Genomic DNA, 24,044 nt, shown 5'->3' with positions numbered 1-24,044 from the left:
AACAACGTCAACTCATATACCAGAAAATTTTACTAAATTTTTCAAGGATTAAGGGGAAGCACGTCATGAATGAAAAAAAAGAGAGAATCATAAAAACCAGCATTCGTTTATTTGCGAAAAAAGGATTCGCAGCTACGACGATCCAAGAAATCGCCAGTGAATGCGGCATTTCGAAGGGCGCTTTTTATTTGCACTTCAAATCGAAAGAAGCGCTGCTGTTATCTGCCTGTGAATATTATATCGGTATGTCTATGAACAAAATGAAAAATATAGAAGAAGATCTCGCAGGAAAGCCGCCTAAAGAAGTTTTGAAAAAACAAATTGGCGCACAATTTGAGGATTTTCGTGATCATAAAGATTTTATCGTTCTTTTGCTTACCGAAAATATCATTCCGGAAAATCAAGAAATCAAGCAATACTTTTACAAAGTAACCATGGAGACGGATAAGCTGTACCGGAACGCCTTGCTGGTATCCTATGGCGAAGGAATCGAGCGGTATGTCGCAGATCTGTCCATCATGGCAAGAGGCATTGTGCATTCTTATATGAACGTGATGGTATTTAACGGTGAGCTTAATATCGATGCAGAAGAAATCTCAGCCTTTATTATTGAGAGACTGGATGATCTTGTACAGGGGCTGAGCCGTTCTGCACTCAATCCGATTGTGTCAAAAGACATTTTCAACCCGATGCCTGCGGGGAAGGACCAGCTGCTTGAGGACATTCAGAAAGTGAAAGAAAACAGCACGCTGCCCGAGGATATCACAGTGTCACTTGATGTTATCGAGGAAGAATTGACTCAGGATAAACCGCGCAAGCCGATTATTAAAGGCATGCTGTCCAATTTGACCGGAACCAACGACAAAGAAGTTGAAAGGCTCCGGGCCCTCATCTCAGTCTTTATCTCAATTTGACCATAAAAAAAGCAGCCTCTGCGGGCTGCTTTTTTATTAGCGTTTTTTAATTTCTTCAAGCAGAATTTTGTTGACCATCGGCGGGTTGGCTTGTCCTTTGGACGCTTTCATAATCTGTCCGACTAGGAAGCCGATCGCGCGGTCTTTTCCGTTTTTAAAGTCTTCGATTGATTGAGGATTGTTGTCAAGCGCCTCAGTGACAAGCTTCAGAAGCACGCCTTCGTCAGAAATCTGAACAAGGCCTTTCTCTTTCACAATCTTCTCAGCGTCGCCGCCTTTTTCAATCAATTCTTTAAACACTTTCTTCGCGATCTTAGAAGAAATGGTTCCTTTTTCAATCAATTTGATCATGCCGGCAAGGCCTTCAGGTGTCAGGGCAACGTCGGCAAGCTCTTTTTGCTCAGCGTTTAGGTAAGCTGACACTTCACCCATCAGCCAGTTAGACGCTTGTTTGGCTTCAGCGCCTTTTTGAACGGTTTCTTCGAAGAAATCAGCCATTTCTTTTGTCAGCGTCAGAACCATCGCGTCATATGCAGGCAAGCCAAGCTCTTCGATATAACGCTTGCGGCGCTCATCCGGAAGCTCAGGAATGCTTGCTTTTACGCGTTCCTTCCATTCATCATCAATGTAGAGCTCGACTAGATCCGGCTCTGGGAAGTAACGGTAGTCGTCAGATCCCTCTTTGACACGCATAAGAATGGTTTTCTTCGTTGCTTCATCATAACGGCGAGTTTCTTGCTGGATGACGCCGCCGGAAAGAAGAACCTGCTCCTGGCGTTTTTCTTCATGCTCAAGGCCTTTTTGAACAAACGCAAAGGAGTTCAAGTTTTTCAATTCCGTTTTTGTGCCGAATTCCTCTTGGCCGATCGGACGAAGAGAGATATTGGCGTCACAGCGAAGTGAGCCTTCTTCCATTTTACAGTCAGAAACGCCTGTATATTGGATGATGGATTTCAGCTTTTCAAGATACGCGTACGCTTCTTCCGGCGTGCGGATGTCCGGCTCTGATACGATCTCAACAAGCGGCGTTCCTTGGCGGTTGAAGTCAACAAGGGAATAGCCGTCGCCCGTATGCGTCAGTTTTCCGGCATCCTCTTCAAGATGAAGGCGCGTGATGCCGATGCGTTTTGTTTTGCCGCCGACTTCAATTTCGATCCAGCCGTTTTCGCCGATTGGCTTATCAAATTGAGAAATCTGATACGCTTTCGGGTTGTCAGGATAGAAATAGTTTTTGCGGTCAAACTTCGTATCCGTTGCGATCTCACAGTTGAGCGCCATAGCGGCTTTCATTGCGAATTCAACGGCTTCTTTGTTCAGGACAGGCAGGACGCCCGGATATCCGAGGTCAATAACGCTTGTCTGCGTATTCGCCTCCGCGCCGAATGGCGTTGGAGAGCTTGAGAAAATTTTTGATTTTGTTTTTAACTCAACGTGGACTTCAAGTCCGATTACCGTTTCAAAGTTCAATTCTTTTCACCCCTTACAGTTCAGGTTTTGCTTTATGATGGTCTGTCGCTTGTTCAAATGCATGAGCAACGCGGTATACAGTGCTTTCATCAAAGTGTTTTCCGATGATTTGCAGGCCGAGCGGAAGACCGTCTGCTAATCCGCATGGCACGCTGATTCCCGGTACGCCGGCAAGGTTGACCGGAATCGTTAAGATATCGTTTGCGTACATTGTGAGCGGATCCTTCGTGTTTTCACCGATTTTAAACGCAGGTGTCGGTGTAGTCGGTCCAACAATAACATCATATTTTTCAAATACGTCTTCGAAATCCTTCTTAATCAACGTACGCACTTTTTGCGCTTTTTTGTAGTACGCATCGTAGTAGCCTGAGCTTAAAGCAAACGTTCCAAGCATGATGCGGCGTTTGACTTCATTTCCAAAACCTTCAGCGCGCGTTTGCTTGTAAAGGTCGATCAGGTTATCCGCATTGTCTGTGCGGTAGCCGTAGCGGATGCCGTCAAAGCGTGCAAGGTTCGCTGACGCTTCAGAAGATGACAGCAGATAATATGTCGCAAGCGCGTATTTACTGTGCGGAAGAGACACTTCTTCCCATGTAGCGCCGAGGCCTTCAAGAACTTTTAGCGCTGCCAGGACAGATTCTCTCGCTTCTTTGCCGACACCTTCACCAAGGTATTCTTTCGGAACGGCGATTTTCAGTCCCTTGATGTCGCCAGTTAATGAAGAAAGAAAATCAGGCACGTCCACATTTGCACTCGTGGAGTCCATTTTGTCTACGCCGGAAATCGCTTGAAGTAAAAACGCGTTATCCTCAACCGTACGTGTAATCGGCCCGATTTGGTCTAATGAAGACGCAAATGCGACCAGGCCGTAACGAGATACACGCCCGTATGTAGGTTTTAATCCGACAACGCCGCAGAAAGATGCCGGCTGACGGATGGAGCCGCCTGTGTCAGATCCAAGAGAAAACGGAACTTCTCCCGCAGCAACCGCAGCCGCAGATCCGCCGCTTGAACCGCCGGGAACTGTATCCAGGTTCCAAGGGTTTTTCGTCAGCTTGTAAGCAGAGTTTTCGGTAGATGACCCCATGGCGAATTCGTCCATGTTCAGTTTTCCGATTGTGACCGCTTCAGCGTCTTGAAGGCGCTGAACGACAGTAGCGTCATAGATCGGATCAAAGTTTTCGAGAATTTTGCTGGAGCATGTTGTGCGCAGCCCTTTTGTTACAATATTATCTTTTACGCCGATCGGCATACCGAAAAGAAGACCGTGCTCAGAACGGCCGTCAACCGCCTCATCAAGCTCCTTCGCGTATGCGCGCGCTCTTTCTTCATCTAATGCCAAAAAGGCTTGTACCTTATCATCAACCGCTTGGATGCGTTTATAAGATTCGTCAACCAGATCAGAAATCTTAATCTCTTTTTTATGTATGAGCTGTTTTAATTCTGTGATTTTATGATCAAATAATGACATTCTTGTGTCCCTCCTTTAGTCCAGAATTGATGGCACACGAATATAGCCGTCTTTATGGTCAGGCGCATTTTTCATGACATCCTCAACCGGAAGACCTTTACCCGCTTCATCTTCTCTCATGACATTTTTCATTTTCAGCACGTGAGTTGTAGGCTCCACATTGTCTGTGTTAACCTCATTAAGCTCCTCGGCAAATGAAATGATACTGTCGAGCTGTTCAGTGAACATTTTTGCTTCTTCTTCAGTAATCGCAAGTCTTGCAAGGTGCGCAACGTGCTTTACTTCTTCTATTGAAATTCGTGACATATGATCCACCTCCACATATTTCTCCGTTAAGTCATATAATACTGATCATATCAAAAACAAGCCCTTTAAAGCAACAAAACGCCTTAAGACAGGCCTGTGTTTTCGAAACAATACCCTATATATTTTATACTAAAATGAGGAGAAGGAGAAACGAAATATTTTTCTGAATATTTTTACTTTAATTATTTTTTGAAAGCGTTTTATTCTTTATTCCCTTCTAGGTTTGTAACGCTATTTCTCGCTCATGATCAAGGTTTCATCGCTTGAATGGCCGGGAATACTTTGTTAGGTTAAGTTACCAAGTGCACCCGCAAAAGAATTTCTTTTGATTTGCACTTACGCCAGGCTGCTTAACTGGCACCATCAATTTGAGAGGTGATGCAACATTATTAGAAATGAAGAGAGGGTAAAACGTGAGTATTGAAATTATTATATCTTTAGGAATTTACTTTATTGCCATGCTGTTAATCGGCTGGTATGCATTCAAGAAAACCACTGACATCAATGATTACATGCTTGGAGGAAGAGGCCTCGGACCATTCGTTACTGCTTTGTCTGCCGGTGCGGCCGATATGAGCGGATGGATGCTGATGGGTGTTCCCGGCGCGATGTTTGCGACAGGGCTGTCCACCTTATGGCTTGCTTTAGGTCTTACAATCGGAGCGTACTCAAATTACTTGCTGCTGGCTCCAAGGCTGCGTGCTTATACGGAAGCGGCGGATGATGCGATTACGATTCCTGATTTCTTTGATAAACGATTCCAGCATTCTTCATCACTGCTGAAAATCGTATCTGCATTGATCATCATGATCTTTTTCACATTGTATACCTCTTCCGGTATGGTATCTGGCGGACGGCTGTTTGAATCTGCTTTTGGTGCGGATTACAAATTAGGCTTGTTTCTGACCACTGCAGTTGTCGTGTTATACACACTGTTTGGCGGTTTCCTTGCTGTCAGTCTGACTGACTTCGTGCAGGGTGCGATCATGTTTGCAGCACTAGTGCTTGTGCCGATCGTTGCTTTTACCCATGTGGGCGGCGTTGCTCCGACTTTCCATGAAATCGACGCTGTTAATCCACATTTATTGGATATTTTTAAAGGCGCGAGCGTCATTAGCATTATTTCCTATTTAGCCTGGGGGTTGGGCTACTACGGCCAGCCTCATATCATCGTCCGATTTATGGCCATTAAAGACATTAAAGATTTAAAACCTGCACGCCGAATCGGTATGAGCTGGATGATCATTACAGTTCTAGGTTCCGTGCTGACGGGTTTAATCGGTGTTGCATACGCCCATAAATTCGGAGTTGCTGTAAAGGATCCGGAGATGATTTTCATTATCTTCTCTAAAATCTTGTTCCACCCATTAATTACAGGGTTCTTATTGTCAGCTATTTTGGCTGCCATCATGAGTTCGATTTCCTCACAGCTCTTAGTCACAGCAAGTGCTGTAACAGAGGATTTATACCGGTCATTTTTCAGACGAAAAGCTTCTGATAAAGAATTGGTCATGATCGGGCGTTTGTCCGTCTTAGTCATTGCCGTTATCGCGGTACTCTTATCATTGAACCCGAACAGCACCATTCTTGATTTGGTCGGATACGCTTGGGCCGGCTTCGGTTCAGCTTTCGGGCCAGCGATTCTGCTCAGTCTGTATTGGAAGCGAATGAACGAATGGGGCGCGCTTGCTGCCATGATTGTCGGGGCTGCGACCGTGTTGATCTGGATTACAACCGGCCTGGCAAAATCAACCGGTGTGTACGAAATCATCCCTGGGTTTATTCTCAGTATGATTGCCGGCATCATTGTCAGCATGATCACAAAACGTCCTGCAAAAGCCTCTTACCGATTATTCGGTGTCATGGAAAAGCTGTTAAAACGCAAAAAGTAAGCAATAAGCCATCAAGCGCAGCTTGGTGGCTTTTGTGCCCTTGTTTTGCTATAAATACTGTGAGAAAATCATATTTATTTAAAAACACCTTAGAGAAGGGGGAAGTTGCTGTTGAGCTGGTATATTGATCCTGATATTTTATTGAAATTGGGCATTGCCACATTGATTGGCATGGTCATCGGGCTTGAACGCGAATTAAAAAATAAGCCGCTCGGATTAAAAACCTGTATCGTCATCGCAGTCAGCTCATGCATGCTGACGATCGTCAGTATTAATGCGGCATATCATTTCCCTAAATACTACCGCATCATGATGGATCCGCTTCGTCTGCCGGCACAAATCATCTCCGGCGTCGGGTTTATCGGCGCAGGTGTCATCCTGCGAAAAAGCAATGATGTCATTTCCGGCCTGACGACATCGGCCATGATCTGGGGGGCAGCGGGGCTCGGGCTGGCTACGGGAGCCGGTTTTTATAAAGAAGCGTTTGCCAGTCTTCTGTTCATCCTGATCAGTGTGGAATTTCTCCCATGGGTGGTCAGAAAAATCGGCCCCGACCGCCTGCAGGAAAAAGACATCCGCATCAGAATGTCACTTTCTGATAAAGACAAAATGACAGAGATTTTAAAAGAAATGAAAAGAAGAGATATCAAAGCACACTCCGTTCGGATCGACGACCTGGGCGAAAAGGATTTTCCAATTATGGAAGTGAAGGTCCGCGTCCATAAAAACAGATACACGACCGATGTCTACTATGACATTAAAGCCATTGAAGGCGTAGTCGGCGTGAAGTGTGATACATTATAAAAGCCAATGGGACTGGAATCCCATTGGCTTTTTCTATCTACACCAGTGCTGAAAAATCAAATGCTGTAATCGGCGTGCCATTCTCTATATCTCTTCTAAAACCGGCCAGCATTTCTTTTTCCTCTTCTCCTATTGTGTTAAGGTCAAACATCTGATGCAGCAATCCGTAAATCAGCATATGGCGAAGGCGGAGGAAATCAGGTATTATCATCAGCCATGCAGGATCAAGCTCATTTTCCTCCCAGTACCCTTTCATAAAATGCGTCATAAATTTTTCTGTAAACGCAGCTTTATCATCATATGGCACAACAGGATACCACAGGACATTGTAGAGAAGAATGCTAATATCGTTAACAAACCAGTTGTAGCCGATATCATCAAAATCAAATGCCGTGATTTTGCCATGATCCCAGTTAAAATTGCCGTGGTGCAGATCCGCATGCACCAAGCCGTAGCTGTCCTGGCTTTTCGGGAGCCTCCGCAGTTCATTCATCAAAGAATCGGCTTGCTGAAACACCTTTATCTGATCTTCAGGCACATATTTTCTCAGCTTTAATTGCTCCTCTTCATCCCATTCCTGTCTTTTGAAAGCGGGATTGCTCAATTTGTAGCTTTTTGTCAGGCTGTGCATGCTGCCTGTGTATCTGCCAAGCTCATAAAATAGCGTTTCATTCCAGTCCGATTCATCCACTTTTTGCCCTGGCGCTTTCTCATACACTCTCAATAAAAATGACCCGCCGTTTCCGTCCGGCACTGCTTCTACGTCTTTTCCGTTCAGCGACGGGAGCGGTTTGGCTACTGAAATTCCCCCTATTGCAAGGTGACGAAGCCATTCCATCTCTCCCATTATATAATCAGAAGATCTCCGAATCGTATGGGTAATCTTTAAAATATAAGGTTGATTGTCTTTCATACATTCATATACATAGTTTTCCGCATCAGCCAGAAAACGCACCTGATCTTTTGAGAAACCGTATCTCGCTGCAGCTTCTGCCAAAACCTGCTCTTCATGAAATATTTTTTTGATATCTTTATGCACGTCTAACATCCTTTCATTGCTATAGATTTGATAATGATTGTTTTCACACGATTTCCAGCATCAACATACCTCCCCTTGATTTGTGTTTCGGCAGAAGCGGAAATATTTTCCCTTTTCCTGTTAATTGTAACATAAAAACCCTTGTGCCAATATGGCACAAGGGTTTTCTATCAGTCATAAATGTGAACAGTCGGCTCTTTATCTCCAGCATTGCGGATAATGACCGCTTCCTGTCCGTCTGAGGACGTGATATTGACTTCGACATCAACTGAGCTCTTAGAGTAGTAGTCCATCACTTCACCCGTTAAGAACTGAGTAAACGCGACAACTTCACTTTTTCCGTAGAATTGCATTGGTATGTCAATCTTCATTTTCTTCATTTCATCATTATCATACAGCGCTGTACCGACAACGCCTGTATAGTTCGGGAAATATTCTTCAATTGAATTTTTGAACCGCTTAAAGACCTCGGTGTCATCCGGGTACTTTTCTGCTGTGGTTGTATCCGCCGGATAGAATACATATTTTTCATTGATGTCATCCCAATTTGAGATATCAGTAGAGCCTGCTTTGACCTCTGTTTTGGCGATGAAGTTCCCCGGCACAATCGATGTTTTTGACGCCTGCTTGTAGAGCGCGACGGTAATCGGCACATTCTTCAAATTATCCTTTTTACGGAGGCGGTTAATAACCTCCTGTGCAATTTTTTCTCCCTGCTGGCGAAGCGTGCTGTCTTTAATCTCCACTTCTTTTTGCGGGTCGCCAGTTTTTTCACGATAGTAATACACGGAGTTTAACGCCAGTCCGATCATGACGCCGCCAAGCTGGATAGAATTCTTGTCCTTTCTGACTAAATAATCGTGCTCAAGCATGGAGGCTAAAAAAATCGGGCTGCTTTCGTTCTTTTCTTCTGTTGAACCAGAGCTCGGGAGCGCTGGGTTCAAGCCTTCATTTTTGAAGTTTTTATCTTCTTTTTCGGCTTTTTTCAAATCAGAGCCCGTTTTTTTCCGTGCCAGCCAGCTTAATACTGTATCCTCATCTAAATATTGTCCTTCTTGAAACAGATAATCGTCAGTCGAGAAAGAATCTTGGGCAAGACGCATCAGCCCTGTTTCAAATTCGTCAATGTCCAGCCTTGTGTTCAGCTGTTCCGTTGTTAAGCCGCGCGCTTTGCCTGCCTTAAACGGCAGCACCATTTTGTAATAGGAGTCAGAGATATTATATTTCGGGACAATCGCTTTTTCTGACGATTTCGCCGTCTTTTGCGTAATCTCTTCCTCCTTCTCCCCCCCGAAACCTGACGAGCAGGCAGACAGCATTAATACTGCCGCCGTTGCCGCCAATGCCAACGTCTTTTTCAATAGAAAACACTCCTCTTATTTCTTTAGCTCTCCCATTAACTGTTCTTCATTCCACACTTCAATGTTCAGCTCTTGTGCTTTTGTCAGCTTGCTTCCCGCCGCTTCTCCGGCGATGACCAAGTCTGTGTTTTTGCTGACGCTTCCAGTCAGCTTTCCGCCCAGCGCTTCAATTTGCGCTTTGGCTTCGTTTCTTGACAGCTCTTCCAGCTTTCCTGTCAGAACAATTGTTTTACCGGCAAAGTAAGAATCGCTGTCCTCTGCTTTTACTTTTTTCGGGCCTTTGTAGAGTGTGTTTACGCCCAGCTCCTGAAGTTCATTCAAGAGTTCAAGCATTTCTTCTTTATGAAAATAGGTGATCACAGCATCAGCCATTTTTTCACCGATTTCATCTACCGCGAGAAGTTCCTCTTTTGAGGCTTTTTTCAGGTTCTCCAAGCTTTCAAAATGCATGGCAAGCGTCTTTGCAGCCTTTGATCCGATAAAACGGATGCCAAGCCCAAACAGCAAACGCTCTAACGAATTTTCTTTTGATTTTTGGATAGAGCTGATCAGGTTTTCAGTGGACTTTTCACCCATGCGCTCGAGCTGGATGACTCGTTCCTTCGTCAGCTTATATAAATCTGCCACATTGCGGACAAGGTTTTCCTCAAACAGCTGTGTGATCACTCGTTCGCCGAGCCCGTCAATGTTCATGGCATTGCGAGAAACGAAATGGATCAACCCTTCTCGGATTTGCGCCGGACATTCAGGATTTATGCAGCGAAGCGCCACTTCTCCTTCGATCCGGACGAGCTCACTGCCGCATTCAGGACATTCCGTCGGCATGCTGAATTCCTTTTCTTCTCCTGTGCGCTGTTCAACGAGGACATTCACAACTTCCGGGATGATATCGCCTGCTTTTTTGACGACAACCTTATCCAAAATCCGAATGTCCTTCTCTTTAATTAAATCTTCGTTATGAAGGGATGCTCTTGAGACCGTTGTACCGGCAACTTTTACCGGCTCAAGAATCGCGGTCGGCGTGATCACACCCGTTCTGCCGACATTTAATTCGATATCGAGAAGCTTCGTCACGACCTCTTCAGCAGGAAACTTATACGCGATGGCCCAGCGCGGGCTTTTCGCCGTAAAACCGAGCTCCTCCTGCTGATCGAGGGAATCGACTTTAATGACAATGCCGTCTATTTCATACGGCAGGTCAGCGCGTTTGGACTGAAACTCATCGATCAGCGTAATGACTTCTTCTATGCTGCCGCATTTTTTTCGTTCCTGATTCGTTTTAAATCCGAGTTCGTCGAGAAAATCAAGCCCTTGGCTTTGCGTCTCCACACCCATCTCGTCAAGCTCCGCTATACTGTAGACGAAGATATCGAGGTTTCGTTTCGCTGCAATTTTCGGATCGAGCTGCCTGAGTGATCCCGCCGCGGCATTTCGCGGATTGGCGAACGGTTCTTCCTCATTTTTAATTCGTTCCTCATTAAGAGCTTCAAACGAACGCTTCGGCATATACGCCTCGCCGCGCACTTCGATTGACAGCTCACGGTTCATTTTGAGCGGGATATTGCGGATCGTCTTCAGATTCTCCGTAATATCCTCTCCCGTCGTTCCGTCACCTCTTGTGGCCCCTCTGACAAAATAGCCGTCTTCATAACGGAGAGAAACAGCAAGACCGTCTATTTTCAGCTCCACATTATACGCCACATCGTCGCCGACGGCTTGGCGCACACGGCGGTCGAAATCACGAAGATCATCAGCATTAAAGGCGTTGCCCAGACTGAGCATCGGTGTGCCGTGGGTGACTTTCTGAAACGCTTCAAGCACGGCTTCGCCGACGCGCTGCGTAGGAGAGTCAGGCGTTCTAAGGTCTGGGTGCTCCTCCTCAATCGCAATCAGCTCCTGCATCAATCTGTCGTATTCGGCATCTGGGACGCTCGGTTCATCTAAGGTGTAATATTCATAGCTATACTTGTTGATGGTGCGGCGCAGTTCTTCTGCCCGCTGCTTCGCTGTTTCTTTGTCCATCTGCTTCTTCCTTTCCTCTTCAATTACTGCTTTTCAATAGGAGCAAATGCTGCTAACAGGCGTTTCACGCCGACAGGGCTCGGGAAGGCAATATCGAGCTCCGTCCCTTCTCCTTCGCCTTTCACGCTGACAACAGTTCCTGTTCCCCATTTTTTATGGCCCGCCTTATCTCCGACTGCCCAGTTCAAGGTGTCGCCGCCTGTTTTGCTGGCGTAGGATACCGGGCGTGAAACAGGGCCGCGTCTCGGCTGCATTTTTCTCGCAGACGTCGCTCTTGTTTCTTTTTTCTCATTTAGGTTTTCCAATAAATCATCCGGTATTTCAGCAATGAAGCGAGATTCCGGGTTCATATTTGTCCGGCCAAACAAGGTGCGCATTTTAGCATTGGTCAGATAAAGCTCCTGTTCCGCCCTTGTAATCCCAACGTACGCAAGGCGGCGTTCTTCTTCCATTTCCGCTTCCTCCATGAGTGAACGGCTGTGCGGGAAGACGCCTTCTTCAAGCCCCATCAAGAAAACAACCGGGAACTCCAGTCCTTTCGCGGCGTGCAGTGTCATCAGGGTGATCGCATCCTTGCCGCCTGACTCTTCCTCCTTCTGGTCGAGCTGATCAATATCTGCGATCAACGCCAAGTCTGTCAGGAACGCAACGAGTGTCTTGTCTTCACTTTTCTGTTCAAAGTTTTTCGTAACAGACAGGAACTCGTCGATATTTTCTAAACGGCTTTGGGCTTCGATCGATTTCTCAGCCTTCAGCATTTCTCTGTATTCCGTCTTATCAAGAATTTCTTCTGTCAGCTCTGTAATGGATAAGTAATCCTGCATATTGGTCAGGTTTTCAATCATCTGTCTAAAGCTGTCAAGCGCGTTTGCCGCTTTGGCACTGACGCCGATAAAATCAACCTGCTGAATCGCTTGGAAAAATGACAAGCCGTTTATGGCCGCATACGAAGCGATTTTTTCAAGTGATGTCGCGCCGACTCCGCGCTTCGGCACATTGACAATGCGCGTGAAACTGATATCGTCATCCGGATTGGATACGAGGCGCAGGTACGCAAGAATGTCTTTAATTTCTTTTCTGTCATAGAATTTTGTGCCGCCGACAATGTTATAGTTCAAACCCGCTTTGAGAAGCGTTTCCTCAATCACACGGGACTGCGCGTTTGTCCGGTATAAAATGGCGATATCCGACAGCTTCCGCTTGCCTGTGCTGTGAAGCTGATGAATTTTGCCGGCCACAAACTGTCCTTCACCGAACTCATTATCACCGCGATAATAGGAAATCTTGATGCCTTCATCGTTTTCCGTCCACAAATTTTTCGGTTTGCGGTTAGAGTTGTTTTTAATGACCTCGTTAGCCGCGCGCAAAATCCGTTTCGTTGAACGATAGTTTTGTTCTAGCAAAATCACGCTTGCATTCGGATAATCTTTTTCAAATGAAAGAATGTTGGTGATATCCGCGCCGCGCCATCTGTAGATTGACTGATCAGAATCCCCCACAACGCAAAGGTTCTGGAAACGCTCGGCAAGCTGCTTAACGAGCATGTATTGCGCCCTGTTCGTATCCTGATACTCATCAACATGGATGTACTGGAATTTGCGCTGATAAAATTCAAGCACTTCAGGCACTCGGTCAAACAGTTTAATCGTCGTCATAATTAAATCGTCGAAATCGAGCGACTGGTTTTTCAAAAGCTTCTTCTGATAATCAGCATATACATCGCTGACCACCTGATCGTAGTAGCCGCCGGCAACCTTAGAGAATTCCTCCGGTTCGGTCAATTCGTTTTTCGCACTGCTGATCGTACCGAGGATGCTTCTCGGGTCAAACTTCTTCGGATCAAGATTGCGCTCCTTCAAAATCCCCTTGATCACTGAAAGCTGGTCAGCCGTATCAAGGATGGAGAAATTTCGGTTGATCCCGATCCGGTCGATATCTCTGCGCAAGATCCGCACGCACATGCTGTGGAATGTGGAGATCCAGATATCGTCCGCGCCGGGTCCGAGGATGCTTTCCACACGTTCTTTCATTTCGCGTGCCGCTTTATTTGTAAATGTGATCGCCAGAATGTTCCACGGCGCCACATGCTTTTCCGCCATTAAATAAGCAATTCTATGTGTCAGGACACGCGTCTTTCCGCTTCCCGCTCCCGCCATCAGCAAAAGAGGCCCGTCCGTTGTTTTGACAGCTTCCTGCTGAACGGGGTTTAAACCGCTTAGTAATTGATTGCTAATATAATTCAAAATTTGTTCACCCGCCTATACAAAACATATGTTCTATCATAAACCAAATCCGTACAATTTACTACTCGCCTTTCACAGCCGCTACTGTTTTCAAAGCCATGTCGAAATCTTCATACACAGCATTGCCTACAACGATCACGTCCGCATGCTCTGCGTACTGTCTGGCCGTTTCCGCATCTTTGATGCCGCCGCCATAAAACAAGGTGGACGTTTCCAATACAGCCTTCGTTTTCTTGACAGCTTCTATGTCTCCAAGCATGCCGCTGTATTCTAAATAAAAAATCGGCAGTTGCAGCAGCTCCGACACACGCGCATAGGCGACAATATCATCCATATTCAGATCGGCGTCCGCTTCAGTCAGTGCCGCGGCTTTGCAATCTGGATTTGCGATGCAGTAGCCCTCCGCTACGATTTCTTCCATAGACATCAGTTCTCCGTATTCCTTCATGGCTTTCTGGTGCATTCCGACAATCCAATCCGCGTTTTTGCTGTTTAATACACTCGGAATAAAATATAAGTCAAAGCCTGGAACGATCGCTTCAATCGCTGATACCTCAAGGACACACGGCACCAAAAACCGTCTTACCTTAGACATCATCCGCAGGACATTATCCTCTGTCACACCATCGCTTCCTCCGATGATGACCGCATCCGTTCCTGATTCGCAAAGAATCTCCAGCTGTTCGTCAGGCAAATCTTTATTTGGATCGAGTTTAAAGACATGCTTCCACTCCGTTACATCGTACACGTCATACGTTCCTCCATTCGTTTGTTACCATTTAAACATTATAACAAATTCACATAGCGCGGAAAAACGGAAAAAGCCGTTAATCTCGTTATTCACTGAAAAAGGTGTTTTGATTCTATTTTCATAAAAAAAGAGCATATGGCAGTACCTGCTCGCTGAGTCCTGTATCGGCAGAAGCACACATTTTTCACCAGATTCCTTCTGCTATTGTTTGGAAAGTGTTCAACTGTGGAAATGGTTACATAAAAAGGGAGGCTGAGAGATGGAAACCATCATAATAGCACTCATCGCATTTATCATAGGGATCATCGCTATCCCGATCGTCTTGTTTGCCTGGATCTACATAAAGGATGAAAAACAGCAGGAGCACTCAATTCTGCGCAACTATCCCGTCATCGGAAGGTTTCGGTATATCCTTGAAAAAATCGGGCCGGAGCTCAGACAGTATTTATACAGCAATGACAATGAGGAGCAGCCTTTTTCACGAAAGGAATATGAGCAAACCGTCATCTCCGGCAAATACAAAAGCAGAATGATGGGCTTTGGATCTGTAAGAGATTTTGATAAACCTGGCTATTATATCCGTAACGCTATGTTTCCAAAACAAAGGGAAGAAATGCACGTAAATCAAACGCCAAAAATTGAAACCCAAATCTATAAAATGGATGCTGACAATCTGTTCAAACGCAAGGAGCATGCCGAACATATCAAGGCAGACCCGTATTTTCTCCATCCTGATGATGTACAGGTGATTGGCGAGCATACATGCGAGAAGCCATTTTATGTGAAGGGATTAGTCGGCCAGTCTGCCATGAGCTACGGTTCCCTTGGAGAACGGGCAATTACGGCGCTCTCAAAAGGGCTCCATCAGGCAGGCGGCACCTGGATGAATACAGGTGAGGGAGGATTGTCTGAGTATCACTTAAAGGGCGGCGCCGATATCATTTGCCAAATCGGGCCGGGCCTATTCGGCGTGCGCAAAAGAAACGGGGAATTTTCATGGGAGGAATTTAAAAGAAAAAGCAGGATTGACCAGATTAAAGCGTTTGAGCTAAAGCTGGCACAAGGAGCGAAAACCCGCGGCGGCCATGTGGACGGCGCCAAAGTATCAGAGGAAGTGGCAGATATTCGGAATGTCGAACCTGGAAAGTCGATTGACAGCCCGAACCGCTTTTATGAATTCTCAAACCCTCCTGAAATGCTCGACTTTATTGAAAAACTTAGAGATGTCGGACAAAAGCCAGTCGGCATCAAACTGGTCGCAGGGCATCCCGAAGAATTGCATGAGCTTTTCTCTTATATGCAGAAAAGCGGAAAGCATCCGGATTTTATCACGATCGACGGAAGTGAAGGCGGTACCGGAGCTTCCTTTTACGAGCTCGCGGATACAGTCGGCCTTCCAATTATGACAGCGCTGCCTATTGTTGACACGCTTCTTAAACAGTACGGCTTGCGCAGCCAGCTGAAAATCTTTGCTTCCGGAAAGCTCCTGACCCCTGATAAAATCGCGGTTGCCTTAGCCCTCGGCGCTGACTTTGTCAACATCGCACGCGGCATGATGTTTTCCGTTGGCTGCATCCGCGCTCTCGTCTGCCACACCAACACCTGCCCGGCAGGTGTGGCGACGACAGATCCGAAATTGCAAAAAGCGTTGAGCGTTGAGGAAAAACAGCATCGTGTCTGCAACTACGTCATTTCCCTGCGCGAGGGGCTGTTTAACCTTGCAGCCGCAGCAGGGATCAATTCGCCGATTCACTTTTCCAAGGAGCATGTTGTCTATCGGAAAGAGGATGGCAGCACAGTTGACATTGACAATCTGATTGAGAAAATTGTTTCATAAAAAAACCGCCCCTTGCCAGACGGGACTGACCCCATAAGATGAGACAAATAAAAACACCTTCAAGTTTGAAAACGGATGATTGTTATCCGAAATTAGACTTGGAGGTGTTTTTTCTATGGGGACAAGAGTGAGTTATCCGGTTGAAGTTAAACAGAAGGCTGTAGAAATGAGATTGGCAGGCGTGCCTATGAAAGAGATCATGCAGAAATTGAATATTAAGAATAAGACACAGGTTCAGACATGGGTTAGATGGCATAAGGCTGGGGATACACATCGATTCGAACAGCCTGTTGGAAAGCAATACACTTACGGAAAAGGTCCGGAGTATTCTTCCGAATTAGAGAAACTGCAGGCAGAGAATCGTTATCTGAGACAACAGAATGAAGTTTTAAAAAAGTACAACGAATTGGAAAGGAAGTTGATAGCGAAACGTCAGTCGAACTTGTAGAAGTATTGCACAGCACAATGACCGTGCAGGATATCTGTGTTCATTTAGGTATCTCACGTGCGTCTTATTATCGTTGGAAGAAGAATCTGACGAAAGATCATCCCAAGCGCCATTTGGAAAAACAAATCGGCACGTTGTGCCGAGAGCACAAGTATCGATATGGATATCGGAAAATCACAGCCATATTAAAAAAGGGAATGTGTATCAACCATAAAACGGTTCAACGTATTATGCAGGAAAATCAGTGGCAGTGCCGAGTTAAGGTGAAAAAGCGTAAGAAGAATGGGCAGCCATATGCCGTAGTCGATAATATATTGGATCGGAACTTTCAGTCTGATCGCCCTCTTGAAAAACTAGTAACGGACATCACTTATTTGCCTTATGGACAGAAACAATTGTACCTTTCCAGTATATTGGATTTATACAATGGAGAAGTGATTGCTTTTACGATTGGAGATAAACAGGACACAGATTTTGTTCTAAATACACTTGATCAGCTGCCAACACTTCCCGAGAACTGCGTGTTACATAGTGACCAAGGATCTGTGTATACATCTTACGAGTATCAGAAAGCTGTTAAAACAATAGGCATTACCATGAGCATGTCCCGCAAAGGGACGCCCGCTGATAATGCCACCATCGAATCGTTTCATTCCTCATTAAAGTCTGAAACGTTCTATCTGAACAGCATTGATCGTACTACGACCGCCATCGTAGAACGCACTGTCACAGAATACATTCATTATTATAACAATATTCGTATTCAAACGAAACTAAACAACCAATCACCGATAAACTATCGGCAATTGGCTGTTTAAAAGGTGTTTTGATCCCTGTCTCAAAAACGGGGGTCAGTCCCAGACGGCAGGGCGGTTTTTTATTTTGAAGAAGACTCAGTTTCCGTTTCCTTCACACGGTCAAGCGCCATTTCATAAGCGTCATTCCCGTAATTTAAGCAGCGTTTCACACGGGAAATCGTAGCCGTGGAAGCGCCTGTTTCTGTTTCAATCTTATGATACGTGTTTCCTTCGCGAAGCATGCGCGCCACTTCAAGGCGCTGAGCCAGCGATTGAATTTCGTTAATTGTGCATAGATCATCGAAGAATCGGTAACATTCCTCCAGGTCTTTCAGCGATAAGATCGAGTTAAATAACTGGTCCAGCTCTTTGCCGCGTAATTTATCGATTTGCATCGTTACACACCTTCTCCTTTACTAATGGAAGCCGCATCAAGATCAGGTACGATATTGATCCAAGTCTTTCCTGGCACAAACGGAAGCCACTTGCCGTCTTTTACCGGCACAATTCTGCCATTCACTTGTTTCCAGTCTGTTTCAATGACGTTTCCGTGCTGAAACAACAGACCTTTTCCTCCTGATTCCAAGTCGATGTCCCGCCTTCCATCTTGATCAATAATATGATGGCTGGCTTCAACAATGAAAATATTTTGCATTGCAACCGGCTTTCCGGTTTCCCGGTCTGTCGTTATGACACCATCAGAGCTTCTTGTATAAGATTCAGCTTTTTTATCATAGTTGTATTCGACAAGATTTGTAACGTTATTTGTTCCATAATCTACCCGAACATTGTAAGATTCATTTGCAGGTTTTGCATCTGATGTTTGAAACAGCAGCGGATTTGTTTCCTGCTTCAGCTTATACCCCTTTTGATCTGCCGCCTTTTTTATGTAATCATAAGACGTATAGGAATTGTGGGGCGGTTTGCTGAAATCAGCTCTCCAAAATAAGCTTCCGTCAAAATCCAATCCGTTCATATAATCGGCAGCTCCGGATTCCAGCTGCTCTTTGGCGCCGGGGCTCCAGCCGTGATGGACAAATATGCTGTCAAAGCCATTGCTGAGAGTGACGAAATATTCCCGCGCGCTCCGCACAGGTCCGACAGTTTCAGGCATCTGGCTTTGGAAAATGGCCAGAAATCTTGTGATTTGCCCTTCGGCTAGCGCTTCTATGACAATGTCGGCTTTAGACAGACCCGACTGCGGCCTCGCCTTCGGGTGATTGTTCACCACAACAGCAACAGGCCGGCGTTCAGTCACCTTCTGTTCAGTCTTTAGCCCCGTTAAAGGAGCTTTCTGCTTCTTTGCAGTATCCGGGACAGCATCCTTCTGCTGGCAGGATACCAGCAGAAAAAACACGAAACACAGCGCGCAAACTGTCATCCATTTTTTCATATGTCGGCTTCCTGCTCTTTTATATTTTAACGCATTATCGATGGAAAGAGTACAGTTTTTTTCATGACGTCGAAGATTCCTCTTGGCGTAATGCGTATATACGGAAGGTGCGTACTTTGCAAAAAGAGCAGCGTATAGATAGGATCGCAAAACTCATAGCCTCTTTCAGTCAAAAGATCTCTCAGCTTTTGTTCCTTCTCAAGCACGTCTTCATACGCTTCCGAAGAGGCGCAGCCGCACAGCGCAAGCGGGATTTCATGCAGAATGTTTCCATTCTCCGCTAAAACAATTCCTCCTCCGATTTCTTTCATGCGGGCAAAAGCGAGCAGCATATCCGCTTTATTTTTTCCAATCGCGACAATGTCGCCCGTCGTCGTAAAAGAGCTTACAAATCCCTGCACGCTTGAGGCAAACCCTTTTATCATCGTATTGACGCGCCATTTCCCGTGTCTGTCGAGCATCGTCAAATAACTTTCATCATGGTCAAACGAGAGCTGTTCCATCGAATTGTCGATCTCAATCATATACGGCTCCATAATAACCGCATTCCGCATTTTCACGCCCATCGGCATAGAAAACTGCAAGTCATCCATCGTCATATCATATGAAAGCTCAAGCGGGACAAGACCGCCTTTGTGCCAGTCCGTCTTTGTAAACGCCTTCAAATCACAGCCGTCTTCACGCAGATTGGTCCCTTTTGACAGAACAGTCACGGGATTCGGATTTAACGGATCTTCCAGTATGTTGAGCGATGCCAGTCTACCCGGTCCGACAACTCCTAAATAATCATCCATTTGGTAATACTTTGCGATATTAAATGATGCCATATTGTAGGCATCGATTGCAGGTACACCTTCTTCTAAAGCGATGCGAATCAGCTCGTTTGTCATGCCGCCTTTATAGAAATTCGGGGTTGCGCCATCTGTCGTGTAAAAGAAGTGGTCATAATAGCGGAAGCCCTTCTCATGCAGCTCTTGCAAGATTTTTCTTACATCGGGGCGAATAGAAGAGTTCCGAAGGGAAACATAATAGCCCAGTTCCAGCCTTCTCATCACTTCATCACCTGTCATCGCTTCATGATCACAATCCGCACCGAACAGCTTCATTTTTGTAAGCGTTTTATCAGAAGCGCCGGGAAAATGCCCTTCAATGCGTTTTCGCTGTTTCTTTGTAGCTTGCATGCAGTGGAGCATTAAATCATCACCATCTACCAAGCGAGGCCATCCGGTCATTTCTCCGCCTTGAATCACATCCGGATGTTCAATCCACTGTTTTCTGACGTCAAATGGAAGGACGTGGTCCTCGTTCAGAACCTCGGTCTGGAGGTCATAGCGTGACCACCAAAAATACTGGACAGGCTGCTTTTTGAGTTCATTCAAAATCGTAAGCGCTTTCTTTTTTCCGCTTTGCAAAAGCAAAAATAAGTTATCATTCACGAATGTCGTTGTTCCGTATTGAGACACATATTCCGCCAGTGTTTGGGGATTATATATTTGAAAAGGATGTGCGTGCGGTTCAATATAACCTGGCACAATGTATTTTCCTTCACAATCAATCGTATGAATTTCTTCGGCTCTATTCGGAAGTTCATGACCCACATAAACAATGCGGTCCTGATAAATCCAAATGTTTTTTTTCAGCCATTGTTTTACATATGGATTTAAGACGAGAGCATTCCGTAAAAGGAGCGTTGGAAGCAGCTTTGAGTCTACAACATCAACCTGTGCCCTGATGTCTTTGTTTTTCCAGTTAAAGGTGCGTTCGGACATTCACATACTCTCCTTTACATGTATTAGACTCATGGTATCACATCCTTCCTCATCACGCACGATAAAAACGTTACAAATTTTTGAAGGTTCGATTAAAAAACTTTTTTAAGTAAAAGGAGCGGATTTCCTTGAAGCCAAACATCAGTCTCATCAATGCCGTGTTCAGAATCGCCTGCGGATTGACGATTATGTCAGCCGCCAGCGCAAAGTTTACGAAAAAACCTTGGTGCAGAATGCATCTCTTTTACATCTTTATGGGGGCCATGAAAGCGGGTTCGGGAATCCTTCGATTCTGCCCTGTGACCTACATGTTTCAACACAGCGATTCTGGAAATAACGGCCAGCATAACGGATAAATGAAAAAGCTTGATCACGAAACGTGATCGAGCTTTTTTTTATGCCCACTCTTTGTTTTCATATAGAAATATCCTGCAGCTGCCAGCACTGCCGGATAAAGAAGTGCCCAGCCGCTGAATGAGTAAATCACTGTGCACGCCACAAACGCTCCGAGCGCCATCCACCAGCCTAAATCTCTCCAGCTCAGGAGTTTCAGTGCTGCCGCCATTGTACATATGTAAGATGCGATGAAAGCTGCGCTCGGCCCTTTCAACAGAGTTGTCAAATCGATTTGAAACACGCCATGCGCTGCAAGCACTAAACCAAACACTGCAGTCATCGCTGTCAAAACGCGAATAGGCGTACGTTTTGTCGCATTCAGTTTTCCAAAATATACGGGAATGTGCCCCTCCCTCGCCAATGCGTACACCATTCTGGAAAAACCAGCAATATTGGCATGAATGGTGGCGAATGTAATAAACAGCGCTAAACATACCGTGACATATACATCGCTTTCCCCTGCTCCTTTTGAGATGAGCATGGCAAGCGATGCAATTTCTCCATTCTCACCGTATGAATGAGTTCCCACCGTCACAAATGACAGCATGATATACAGCCCTGCCACACAAGACGCTGCCAAAAACAAGCTGAGCGGGACATCTTTTTCAGGGCGATGAAATTCCTCAGCCAACGGGGTAATCATTTCCCAGCCTACAAAAGAGAAAAAAATCATAACTGAAACAGATCCCGCGGCAGACCAGCCATGCGGAAGAAACGGCTTGAATTCTGCTATCGTGACGTGTGGCAATGACACAGCAATAGAAGTGACAAGCAGAAATACGATGACACAAATAACGAGTGTACTGATGTTTGCAGATAGTTGAATTCCTCTCATATGAAGCAAAATAGATATAGCCAGCATACAACCAGCAATCAATGTAATCTGCCAATCCGCCGCCTCTGTGACGTAACTGACGTAATGCGCGCCAGTCAAAGCAATGACGGGAACGCCTATCGGCACAGACCCTAACATGATCCAGCCCAAAATCGCTCCGGCTTTTTGCTGAAAAGCCAGCTGCACATAAGCCGTGATTCCTCCCGCGCTGGGCGCGATTTTCACAAGCCGTGCCAGCGTGCCGACGAGAAGAAAAGATAAAAAAGACATGAATACCCAGATAAATAAAGAAGCCGGACCGGCCGTATCCGCGGTAACAGACGGCAGGATTAATATCCCGCAGCCTAAAACCGCCCCAATCGTTAACGCCGTTCCTTGCATCCAAGTAATAGAGCGCTGTAATTCTGGCAACATGATGCCTCCTCTCCCGTTGATGGCTTTATTATAGAAAAAATAAGACGGCATCCATATGCTACAATGAAGGTAAATCAACAGCATTACCTTACGATCAAAGGAATTTTCATTCATTCGCCTAAATATGTAAAGGAGCCGGACAAATGGACGATACAGACCTTCAGATTCTCTCGCATTTGCAGCGAAACGGCAGATTAACGATGGTTGAGCTGGGAAAGCTTGTCGGACTCAGTTCGCCAAGCGCGGCGGAGCGTGTCAGGAAGCTTGAAGACAAAGGAGTGATTACCGGCTACAGTGCGAATATCTGTTACGAAAAACTAAACAAGCATGTCACCGCTTTTATTCTCATGGAGCCAAAAAGCTGCAAGCACTACGCCGCCTTTGCAACATCGCACCCTGATGTAGCAGAAAACCACCGCATCACGGGTATGTACAGCTATGTGACAAAGGTCGTGACTGAATCGGTACATACGCTTGAGGATTTTATTGACGCCTCGATGGCCCATGGAAAACCAACCACGCTCGTTGTGCTTTCTTCTTCCAGCTGCCATCCCGCTTTTTGATAACAAAAAAACCCGCAGCTAATCTGCGGGTTTTCCTCACTTATTTTTGAGCAGCCTTTAAAGCGCGTGCCCCAATGTCTTTTCTGAAAAAGAGTCCCGGTTTGAAAATTTCATCAACCGCTTTGTACACTCGGTCTCTAGCCGCTTCAAACGTTTCATCAAAAGCCGTTACATTGGCAACGCGGCCCCCGTTTGTAACGAACTCTCCGCCTTCAGCTTTCGTTCCGGCATGGAAAACCACGACCTGCTCTGTTTCTGCTGCAAGGCTGCCGATCGGCGTGCCTTTTGCGTAGCTTTCCGGATACCCTTCTGATGCAAGCACAACACTCACTGCCGCGGTATCCTTCCATCTTAAGTCAACTTCCTTATCATCTAAAAGATCAAGAAGCACCTGTACCAGATCAGATTCCATGCGCGGAAGCACGACCTGTGTTTCCGGATCGCCGAAACGGGCATTAAATTCGATGACCTTCGAGCCATTTTCAGTAAGCATCAATCCAGCGTACAAAACGCCAGTGAAGGAACGGCCTTCTTGTACCATTGCTTTTGCGGCCGGCTTCACGATGGTTTCTACAGCATGGCGGACCGTTTCTTCCGAAATTTGCGGAACTGGAGAGTAAGCGCCCATTCCGCCCGTATTCGGGCCTTTGTCTCCGTCAAACGCACGCTTGTGATCCTGGGCAATCACCATCGGATACACCTTTTCCCCTTTGACAAAGGCCATCAGAGAAAATTCTTCACCAGAAAGATATTCTTCAATGACAACGGACGCGCTCGCATCACCGAACTTTTCATCTTCAAGAAAGTCATGCAGACATGCAATTGCTTCTTCCTCTGTCATAGCCACAGTAACGCCTTTTCCAGCTGCAAGTCCATCTGCTTTTATCACAATCGGAGCACCTTTTTCCTGCACATATGCCTTCGCCTCTTCAAAGGATGTAAACGTGTCGTATTCTGCGGTCGGAATGTCGTATTTCTTCATTAAATCCTTAGCGAACTGTTTGCTTCCTTCGATGATCGCCGCGGCTTTTGAAGGGCCGAACACGCGCAGACCCGCTTTTTCAAATTGATCCACCAGACCTTCAATTAAAGGAACCTCAGGGCCGACAATGGTCAGGCCGACCTGGTTTTCTTTTGCAAACGAGACAAGCCCTGCGTGGTCGCTTTCCTCAATGTTTACAAGCTGTGCGGAAGCTTCCATGCCGTCATTTCCGGGAGCGGCAAATACATTCTCGACGAGGCTGCTTTGCGCTGCCTTCCACGCCAGCGTATGTTCTCTTCCGCCTTTACCGATAATTAATACATTCACGTCGTTTTCATCC

The 24,044-nt window shown here is 45.8% G+C and carries 19 protein-coding genes and 1 pseudogene; 7 read left to right on the top strand and 13 right to left on the bottom strand.

Going from position 1 to position 24,044, the window contains the following annotated elements; all coding sequences use genetic code 11:
* Positions 1 to 65: 65 nt before the first annotated feature.
* Positions 66 to 954, top strand: a pseudogene (locus AC0OMA_RS03870) (TetR/AcrR family transcriptional regulator).
* Here the strand turns inward: AC0OMA_RS03870 and gatB are convergent.
* From gatB to gatC, 3 genes are read right to left on the bottom strand one after another with little or no spacing between them, the layout of a single operon-like run.
* Entirely contained in the window at positions 951 to 2,381 is a 1,431-nt protein-coding gene (gatB, locus tag AC0OMA_RS03865) for an Asp-tRNA(Asn)/Glu-tRNA(Gln) amidotransferase subunit GatB (RefSeq protein ID WP_003219444.1), read from the bottom strand. The pseudogene AC0OMA_RS03870 and the gene gatB overlap by 4 nt on opposite strands.
* Positions 2,382 to 2,394: 13 nt before the next feature.
* Positions 2,395 to 3,852 (bottom strand): Asp-tRNA(Asn)/Glu-tRNA(Gln) amidotransferase subunit GatA, encoded by a 1,458-nt coding sequence (gene gatA / locus AC0OMA_RS03860; protein ID WP_003242878.1) that lies wholly within the window; start codon positions 3,850 to 3,852, stop codon positions 2,395 to 2,397.
* A 15-nt stretch (positions 3,853 to 3,867) separates the two neighbouring features.
* Positions 3,868 to 4,158 (bottom strand): Asp-tRNA(Asn)/Glu-tRNA(Gln) amidotransferase subunit GatC, encoded by a 291-nt coding sequence (gene gatC, locus AC0OMA_RS03855; protein WP_003219442.1) that lies wholly within the window; start codon positions 4,156 to 4,158, stop codon positions 3,868 to 3,870.
* 413 nt (positions 4,159 to 4,571) lie between these two features.
* Here gatC and opuE point away from each other — a divergent pair, with 413 nt between their 5' ends.
* Both opuE and AC0OMA_RS03845 read left to right on the top strand, forming a co-directional pair.
* Positions 4,572 to 6,050 carry a proline transporter OpuE gene (gene opuE / locus AC0OMA_RS03850; protein WP_003242814.1) on the top strand — a complete coding sequence of 493 codons (1,479 nt, stop codon included), beginning with the start codon at positions 4,572 to 4,574 and terminating at the stop codon, positions 6,048 to 6,050.
* A gap of 105 nt (positions 6,051 to 6,155) precedes the next feature.
* Positions 6,156 to 6,854: an MgtC/SapB family protein gene (locus AC0OMA_RS03845; RefSeq protein ID WP_010886431.1), complete on the top strand. Its 699-nt coding sequence runs from the start codon at positions 6,156 to 6,158 to the stop codon at positions 6,852 to 6,854.
* A 37-nt stretch (positions 6,855 to 6,891) separates the two neighbouring features.
* Here AC0OMA_RS03845 and AC0OMA_RS03840 read toward each other — a convergent pair whose 3' ends face one another.
* From AC0OMA_RS03840 to pcrB, 5 genes are all read right to left on the bottom strand, one after another.
* Positions 6,892 to 7,902, bottom strand: coding sequence for a phosphotransferase enzyme family protein (locus AC0OMA_RS03840; protein ID WP_080030642.1), 1,011 nt, complete (start codon positions 7,900 to 7,902; stop codon positions 6,892 to 6,894).
* A 161-nt stretch (positions 7,903 to 8,063) separates the two neighbouring features.
* A complete protein-coding gene (locus AC0OMA_RS03835) occupies positions 8,064 to 9,254 on the bottom strand; it encodes a CamS family sex pheromone protein (RefSeq protein WP_181218487.1) in 1,191 nt (396 codons plus the stop codon).
* 15 nt (positions 9,255 to 9,269) lie between these two features.
* Entirely contained in the window at positions 9,270 to 11,276 is a 2,007-nt protein-coding gene (ligA, locus tag AC0OMA_RS03830) for an NAD-dependent DNA ligase LigA (RefSeq protein WP_474221923.1), read from the bottom strand.
* A 23-nt stretch (positions 11,277 to 11,299) separates the two neighbouring features.
* Entirely contained in the window at positions 11,300 to 13,519 is a 2,220-nt protein-coding gene (gene pcrA / locus AC0OMA_RS03825) for a DNA helicase PcrA (protein ID WP_003233919.1), read from the bottom strand.
* A 61-nt stretch (positions 13,520 to 13,580) separates the two neighbouring features.
* Positions 13,581 to 14,267, bottom strand: coding sequence for a heptaprenylglyceryl phosphate synthase (gene pcrB, locus AC0OMA_RS03820; protein WP_474221922.1), 687 nt, complete (start codon positions 14,265 to 14,267; stop codon positions 13,581 to 13,583).
* Between the two features lie 262 nt (positions 14,268 to 14,529).
* Here pcrB and AC0OMA_RS03815 point away from each other — a divergent pair, with 262 nt between their 5' ends.
* Together AC0OMA_RS03815 and AC0OMA_RS03810 are read left to right on the top strand one after the other, a co-directional pair.
* Positions 14,530 to 16,107 (top strand): FMN-binding glutamate synthase family protein, encoded by a 1,578-nt coding sequence (locus AC0OMA_RS03815; protein WP_474221921.1) that lies wholly within the window; start codon positions 14,530 to 14,532, stop codon positions 16,105 to 16,107.
* Between the two features lie 115 nt (positions 16,108 to 16,222).
* Positions 16,223 to 17,373, top strand: a protein-coding gene (locus AC0OMA_RS03810; protein ID WP_181220398.1) for an IS3 family transposase whose coding sequence is annotated in 2 segments (ribosomal slippage) — positions 16,223 to 16,496 and positions 16,496 to 17,373 — 1,152 coding nt in all. Because the reading frame shifts where the segments join, the coding sequence is not laid out codon by codon here.
* Positions 17,374 to 17,432: 59 nt separating this feature from the next.
* Here AC0OMA_RS03810 and AC0OMA_RS03805 read toward each other — a convergent pair.
* Genes AC0OMA_RS03805 through AC0OMA_RS03795 form a run of 3 tightly spaced genes read right to left on the bottom strand, consistent with a single transcriptional unit; the run spans position 17,433 to position 20,514 of the window.
* Positions 17,433 to 17,747 carry a YerC/YecD family TrpR-related protein gene (locus AC0OMA_RS03805; protein WP_003219429.1) on the bottom strand — a complete coding sequence of 105 codons (315 nt, stop codon included), beginning with the start codon at positions 17,745 to 17,747 and terminating at the stop codon, positions 17,433 to 17,435.
* Positions 17,748 to 17,749: 2 nt separating this feature from the next.
* Positions 17,750 to 18,745, bottom strand: coding sequence for a DUF3048 domain-containing protein (locus AC0OMA_RS03800; protein WP_015383005.1), 996 nt, complete (start codon positions 18,743 to 18,745; stop codon positions 17,750 to 17,752).
* Positions 18,746 to 18,771: 26 nt separating this feature from the next.
* The gene (locus tag AC0OMA_RS03795; protein WP_181218475.1) at positions 18,772 to 20,514 is read right to left on the bottom strand and encodes an adenine deaminase; all 1,743 of its coding nucleotides are present in this window, start codon (positions 20,512 to 20,514) and stop codon (positions 18,772 to 18,774) included.
* A gap of 128 nt (positions 20,515 to 20,642) precedes the next feature.
* Between AC0OMA_RS03795 and AC0OMA_RS03790 the strand changes: the two genes are divergently transcribed.
* Complete coding sequence (locus AC0OMA_RS03790; RefSeq protein WP_047182212.1) at positions 20,643 to 20,870, top strand: YgaP family membrane protein; 228 nt, start codon at positions 20,643 to 20,645, stop codon at positions 20,868 to 20,870.
* A 14-nt stretch (positions 20,871 to 20,884) separates the two neighbouring features.
* On the opposite strand, the gene AC0OMA_RS03785 is transcribed toward AC0OMA_RS03790, so the two are convergent.
* A complete protein-coding gene (locus tag AC0OMA_RS03785; protein WP_181218474.1) occupies positions 20,885 to 22,159 on the bottom strand; it encodes an APC family permease in 1,275 nt (424 codons plus the stop codon).
* Between the two features lie 143 nt (positions 22,160 to 22,302).
* Here AC0OMA_RS03785 and AC0OMA_RS03780 point away from each other — a divergent pair, with 143 nt between their 5' ends.
* Positions 22,303 to 22,722, top strand: a complete 420-nt coding sequence (locus AC0OMA_RS03780) for an Lrp/AsnC family transcriptional regulator (protein WP_015252648.1) — start codon at positions 22,303 to 22,305, stop codon at positions 22,720 to 22,722.
* Between the two features lie 40 nt (positions 22,723 to 22,762).
* Here the strand turns inward: AC0OMA_RS03780 and purD are convergent, their stop codons facing one another.
* Positions 22,763 to 24,031: a phosphoribosylamine--glycine ligase gene (purD, locus tag AC0OMA_RS03775; RefSeq protein ID WP_015383001.1), complete on the bottom strand. Its 1,269-nt coding sequence runs from the start codon at positions 24,029 to 24,031 to the stop codon at positions 22,763 to 22,765.
* Positions 24,032 to 24,044 lie beyond the last annotated feature (13 nt).

The sequence above is a fragment of the Bacillus sp. AMCV2 genome, from assembly GCF_056033925.1.
Note: the sequence above shows the minus strand (reverse complement) of the source record. Positions and strands in the feature narration are given on the sequence as shown.